Origin of the sequence: Pseudoalteromonas sp. GABNS16E (genome assembly GCF_028598715.1) — a bacterium.
GTDB lineage: Bacteria > Pseudomonadota > Gammaproteobacteria > Enterobacterales > Alteromonadaceae > Pseudoalteromonas > Pseudoalteromonas atlantica.
Map to the genome: position 1 here is coordinate 1 of NZ_JAQREZ010000095.1, position 6,941 is coordinate 6,941.

General features: G+C 42.3%; 2 protein-coding genes. Both read right to left on the reverse strand.

All coding sequences use genetic code 11. The annotated features are described in order from the left end of the window. Nucleotides 1–139 precede the first annotated feature (139 nt). Nucleotides 140–1,555, reverse strand: coding sequence for an FAD-dependent oxidoreductase (locus PSI06_RS20380; protein WP_273604751.1), 1,416 nt, complete (start codon nt 1,553–1,555; stop codon nt 140–142). Between the two features lie 9 nt (nt 1,556–1,564). After that, on the reverse strand, nt 1,565–6,022 hold the full coding sequence (gltB, locus tag PSI06_RS20385) for a glutamate synthase large subunit (protein WP_264390731.1): 4,458 nt from the start codon (nt 6,020–6,022) through the stop codon (nt 1,565–1,567). Between the last annotated feature and the right edge of the window lie 919 nt (nt 6,023–6,941).

The window sequence follows — 6,941 nt, forward strand, 5'->3', positions numbered from 1 at the left end:
TATACAATGAAATGCGACCGCACTTAAGTTTGGATATGAAAACACCAAATCAAGTGCATAAAAAAGACCTGGCGCTTTCGCACCAAGTCTTTCATTAAAACCGTCAACCTATTTCAGGACGGGACAGAAGAACAAATAATTAAACCTCTAAATAATCCATAATACCTTCAGCAGCATTACGCCCTTCAAAAATAGCCGTTACCACTAAATCAGAGCCTCGCACTATATCGCCACCTGCAAATATTTTCGGATTAGTTGTTTGATGAGTAAATTCACCTTGCTCTGGTGCGTTAATGCCGCCCCAGTGGTTAATTTCTACATCATACTTTTCTAACCAGTCCATTTTGTGTGGTTTAAAGCCAAACGCCATAATAACCTGGTCTGCCTCAAGTACGTGCTCAGAGCCTGGTACAACTTCTGCTCGGCTACGGCCGTTTTCATCAGGCTCACCCAGTTGTGTTTTAACCATTTTAACGCCTGCAACATGACCATTATCATCAAGTACAATACCCGTTGGCTGTACATTAAAGGTAAAGTTTACACCTTCTTCTTTAGCGTTTTTAACTTCACGCTTAGAGCCAGGCATATTTTCTTCATCACGACGATAAGCACAGGTTACTTTGGCTGCATTTTGGCGAATAGACGTTCGTACACAGTCCATCGCGGTATCACCACCGCCAAGTACCACAACCTTTTGATTGGCCATATCAATGCACGCTTGTTTTTTTTCATCGTAACCCATAACGCGATTTGTGTTACCAATTAAAAATGGCAGTGCGTCGTGTACGCCTGGCGCGTCTTCGTTTTCAAGACCAGCACGCATACTCTGATACGTACCTACACCTAAAAATACCGCGTCGTAGTCAGCTAAAATTTCGTCCATAGTGATATCTACACCCACTTCAACGTTTAGCTTAAATTCCACACCCATTTCTGTGAAAATTTCACGGCGCTTTTGCATTACTTCTTTTTCTAGTTTAAAAGAAGGGATACCAAAAGTAAGTAATCCGCCAATTTCTGGGTGACGGTCAAAAACCACTGGCTTTACACCGTTACGCACTAAAATATCTGCGCACCCTAAACCAGCCGGACCCGCACCAATAATAGCTACTTTTTTATCCGTCCATGTCACGTATGACATGTCTGGTTTCCAGCCCATTTTAAATGCGGTATCGGTAATGTATTTTTCAATATTACCTATCGTTACTGCACCAAACTCTTCATCAAGCGTACATGAACCTTCACACAGTCTGTCTTGTGGACATACGCGCCCACACACTTCAGGCAAGCTATTTGTACGGTGAGAAAGCTCAGCCGCTTCTAAAATACGGCCAGTTCTAATTAATTTTAACCACTGCGGAATGTAGTTATGCACTGGGCATTTCCATTCACAGTAAGGGTTACCACAATCTAAACAACGGTCAGCTTGTGAATTTACCTGATTCTCAGAAAAGGGTTCGTAAATTTCCACGAAAGATTTTTTACGCGACGAGATTGGTTTTTTGCGCGGATCAACACGCTGCACGTCTATAAATTGATATACATTTTCGCTCATACTGCCCCCTTATTGCGCTTGAACACGAAGTTCTGCGCTACTGCGAGCGCGGTGCCCGAGTAAACTTTTTACATCACTTGATTTTGGTTTAACTAGTTTGAACATAGGTAAGTACAGTTCAAAATTAGCTAAAATGGTTTCTGCTCGACATGAACCCGTAAGCTCTAAATGCTCGGCAATTAGGCCACGCAAATGCTCTTGGTGCGAACTTAAATCATCAAGTGTTACTACTTCTACAAGCTCTGGATTAATGCGTTTTTCAAAGTCACTTCGCTCATCTAAAATATAAGCAAAACCACCTGTCATACCCGCACCAAAGTTAACGCCTACATTACCTAGCACACATACAACGCCGCCAGTCATGTATTCACAGCCGTTATCACCTACGCCTTCAACAACGGCTTGCACGCCAGAGTTACGCACTGCAAAACGCTCACCAGCACAGCCTGCGGCAAATAACTTACCACCCGTAGCACCGTACAAACATGTGTTACCAGCAATGGTTGCTTTATGACTTTCAAACGATGATCCCAGTGGTGGGCGTATAACAAGCTTACCACCAGCCATGCCTTTACCCACGTAGTCGTTTGCATCGCCAATAAGGGTCATTTCAAGGCCACCGGCATTCCAAACACCAAATGATTGCCCTGCTGTACCATGTAGCTCAATAGATACTGGATCTGCAGCCATACCTTGATTGCCGTGCTTAGAGGCTATGTAACCCGACAGCATTGCGCCCACTGAACGGTCTGTATTACATATGCGGCTTACTAGCGAAATACCCGATGAGGTATCAATCGCTTGTTGCGCTTTACCTAGTAACGTTTCGTTAAGTTCACCTAAATAGTGCGAGCTATTTGGTGCGCTGCAAAATAAGGTTTCGCCCGTTGGGTTATTTGGCTGAGCAATCACAGACGATAAATCTATTTTCTTTTGCTTCGCTGTTTTACCTTCAATCGCTTCTAATAAGTCTAAACGGCCAATTAAGTCAGTTAGATTAGCAATACCTAAGCTTGCCATAATTTCACGTGCTTCTTGGGCTATAAACTTAAAGTAGTTCATCGCCATTTCTGGTAAGCCGTGGTAATGCTTTTGACGAAGTGTTTCATCTTGCGTTGCAACACCGGTCGCACAGTTATTTAAATGACAAATACGTAAGTATTTACAACCTAGCGCCACCATTGGGCCTGTACCAAAGCCAAAGCTCTCTGCACCTAAAATAGCGGCTTTAATGATATCTAAACCTGTTTTTAAACCACCATCTGTTTGCAGGCGAATACGGTGACGAAGACCATTTTCAACAAGCGCTTGCTGGGTTTCTGCAAGGCCAAGCTCCCATGGGCTACCCGCGTATTTAACTGACGTTAATGGGCTTGCACCGGTACCACCATCGTAACCTGAGATAGTAATTAAGTCGGCGTACGCTTTAGCTACACCTGTGGCAATTGTGCCTACACCCGGCTCAGATACTAACTTCACCGATATCATCGCTTCTGGGTTTACTTGTTTTAAATCGAATATTAGCTGGGCTAAATCTTCAATTGAGTAAATATCGTGATGCGGTGGTGGTGAAATTAATGTTACACCGGGTACCGAATAACGAAGTTTTGCAATATACGGCGTTACTTTTTCGCCTGGTAACTGCCCGCCTTCGCCAGGTTTAGCACCCTGCGCCACTTTAATTTGAATTACATCCGCATTACGAAGGTAGTGCGGCGTTACACCAAAACGACCCGAGGCAACTTGTTTAATACGTGAGTTTTTCTCGGTGTTGTAGCGCAGCTTATCTTCGCCGCCTTCACCTGAATTTGAACACCCGCCTAAGCGGTTCATTGCAATGGCAAGCGCTTCATGCGCCTCTGGCGAAAGTGCACCAATACTCATAGCTGCAGAGTCAAAGCGCTGGTATAAAAATTCAGCCGGCTCAACATCATCAATGCTAATGCCTTTTTCAGGTAGTTTAAGCGCTAACATATCGCGCAGCGTTGCAATAGGACGGTTATTAACTAAATCAGCATAGGCTGCGTAGTCTTTATAATCACCTGAACGTACGGCCTTTTGTAGCGTTTGAATAACATCTGGGTTGTAAGCGTGGTATTCACCACCGTGAACGTATTTTAATAAACCACCATGGCTCAATAATTTACGTTTACTAAAAGCAAGTTTATGTAGCTTTTGCTGATCAATATCAAAATCGCTAAAACAGGCGCCTTTAATACGACTTGCCACACCTTTAAAACACATGTCTACCATAGCATCAGATAGACCAACCGCTTCAAAAAGCATTGAACAACGGTACGATGCAATTGTGCTTATGCCCATTTTAGACATGATTTTGTACAAGCCTTTATTAATGGCTTTTCGGTACGAAAGCGTCACTTCGCAGTACGATTTATCAATCACTTTACTGTCGCTCATCGCAACCAGTGACTCGTATGCAAGGTATGGGTAAATTGCAGTTGCACCAAAACCAAGTAATACGGCAAATTGGTGTGCATCGCGTACGCTGCCCGTTTCAATAATAATATTAGACTCACAGCGTAAGTTATTATCTACTAAACGTTTTTGTACAGCACCTACCGCCATAGCAGCAGGAATTGGTAATTGGGTTTCGCTAAAGTTACGGTCAGATAAAATAAGCATTACACAGCCGGCTGCTGCTTTTTCTTGTGCAGCGTCGCAAATACGTGCAACCGCTTTTTCTAAACCTTCCTCTGCTGTGTATGTAATATCAATTTTACAGTAGCTGTAATGCTCGTCATCGGCATTAAGTAGCTGCTGCATGTCAGCATACATTAAAATTGGCGTATCAAACTGTAGGCGCTTAGCGTGGCCTGTGGTTTCATTAAATACGTTTTGCTCACTACCAATACACGTTGCCAGTGACATTACGTGGTTTTCACGCAGCGGGTCGATTGGCGGGTTAGTCACTTGTGCAAACTTTTGGCGGAAGTAATCGTACAATGAACGATGCCCTTCGCTAAGTACTGCAAATGGCGTGTCATCACCCATAGAGCCAGTTGCTTCTTGGCCGTTTTCACCCATTACACGAATAACACTATCGAGCTCTTCGTTAGTGTAACCAAACATTTTTTGGTATTTAGCAAGTGTTTCGTCATCAAATGAGCGATTACCCGCATCTTGCTCGGTAAGCTCTTCAAACGGGGTTAAACGTTTAACGTTTTCTTCAAGCCATGACTTATAAGGATGACGCGATTTTAAATCTTGGTCGATTTCGTCTGAGTGCCAAATTTTGCCTAATTTAGTATCAATTACTAACAGCTCACCTGGTCCTACACGGCCTTTTTCAACCACTTCATCTGCAGTGTAATCCCAAATCCCTACCTCAGAGGCAAGTGTAATAAAGCCATCTTGAGTAATAACATAGCGCGCTGGACGCAGGCCATTTCTGTCAAGGTTACAGGCTGCAAAACGCCCATCAGACATAACAATGCCCGCAGGACCATCCCACGGCTCCATGTGCATAGAGTTAAAGTCGTAAAATGCGCGTAAGTCATCATCCATAGCACGGTTTTTCTGCCATGCAGGTGGCACAAGCATACGCATAGCACGGAATAAATCCATGCCACCCGCTAAAAACAGCTCCAGCATGTTATCTAAGCTTGAAGAGTCAGAGCCGGTTTCGTTTACAAACGGCGCTGCACTTTGTAAATCAGGAATAAGTGGCGATGAAAACTTATACGAACGTGCACGAGCCCATTGGCGGTTACCTTCAATGGTATTAATTTCACCATTATGCGCTAAATACCTAAATGGTTGTGCTAAAGGCCAACGCGGCTGAGTATTAGTAGAAAAACGCTGATGGAATACACAAATAGCGCTGGTCATACGAATATCAGCTAAGTCTAAATAAAAGTTAGGCAAATCTGCAGGCATCATAAGGCCTTTATAGATAGTCACTAACCCCGATAAACTCGCAATATAAAACGACTCATCCTCTGCTAAACGCTTTTCTGCACGGCGACGTGCTACATATAAACGTCGCTCTAAATCTTTAGAGCGCCATCCTTCAGGCGCACTAACAAAAATTTGCTCAAAACCAGGTAATTGCTGTGTAGCAATTGGCCCTAGCATTGAAGGGTCAGTAGGCACTTCACGCCAACCGAGTATTTTAAGTGTTTCTTGTTCTAATTCTTCACATAAAACCTGTTTTGCAGCTTGTGCTAAAACGGGATCTGAATTTAAGAAAACCATGCCTACGGCGTAATTTTTACCTAAGTGCCAATTATGCTCACTCGCAATAGCACGGAAAAAACTGTCAGGTTTTTGTAGTAATAAACCACAGCCGTCACCTGTTTTACCATCGGCAGAAATACCACCGCGGTGCTGCATGCGATCAAGTCCAGTAATAGCTGTACGAATAAGCCGATGACTAGCTTGACCATTTACTTGGGCTATTAAGCCAAAGCCACAATTATCTTTTTCTAATGTTGAGTCGTATAACATAGACCCCTCCCTTGCTGCACTGTTAACGTGAATGAACTGCTCGACGATTTGCTAACAGACGCACAAAACTAGCCTCTATAGTAAATAGAGTCAATATTATTTTGAATACATATTCACATTCTTGAATATTTCTCACTTCAAGGCAAGATTTCTTTTTCACCCATAAGTTTTAACATTTAGCGCTTATTTGCGCGTTATTTTTTCATGACACTGGTGTCAATTTTAACACTTTGTAAAAACAAAGGCGTCAAAGCAATACCCTTTACGTAAACGTAAAGGGTCAGTACAATGAATAAATATTCACTAACCTCCCGCAAGTTCAGTTAACATTTAGATAGTTTAATGCGTTTTAAATAAATTAGAGGTTTAGGATCACGCTTTTTTAGCGTTCATTAGTATAGTTATTAATTGTGGTGTCGTTTTTAGTGCAGATGTAGTGAATTTTTATTTAATACCAATTCACTTAATTAAGCGAACTATTGTAAGGCTGGAAAAACGTGTTGATAGCTAGGCGAAAAACTCGCTATTTAGTTGTTCTAAAAAAGAATTCTTTAACGCAAATAGCAACACATTTAGCCCCGCAAAATGATTACGTCTTATTGCGCATTGATATAAAACTCATATTTTAATTAAAATTCGCGCTTATATAAGTAGCTTTGTTGCTTACTTATCCTGACTAGGTGCACCTAAACGAGGAGCAATGGCTGAGTTTGCTAACTATTGAGCACAGATTAATGGTTATAATCACCCACTGATGGGCTGTTCAAGAGATTAAGACGTAATAAAGTTATATTGTCCCGTCCTGAAATAGGTTGACGGTTTTAATGAAAGACTTGGTGCGAAAGCGCCAGGTCTTTTTTATGCACTTGATTTGGTGTTTTCATATCCAAACTTAAGTGCGGTCGCATTGCATTGTATA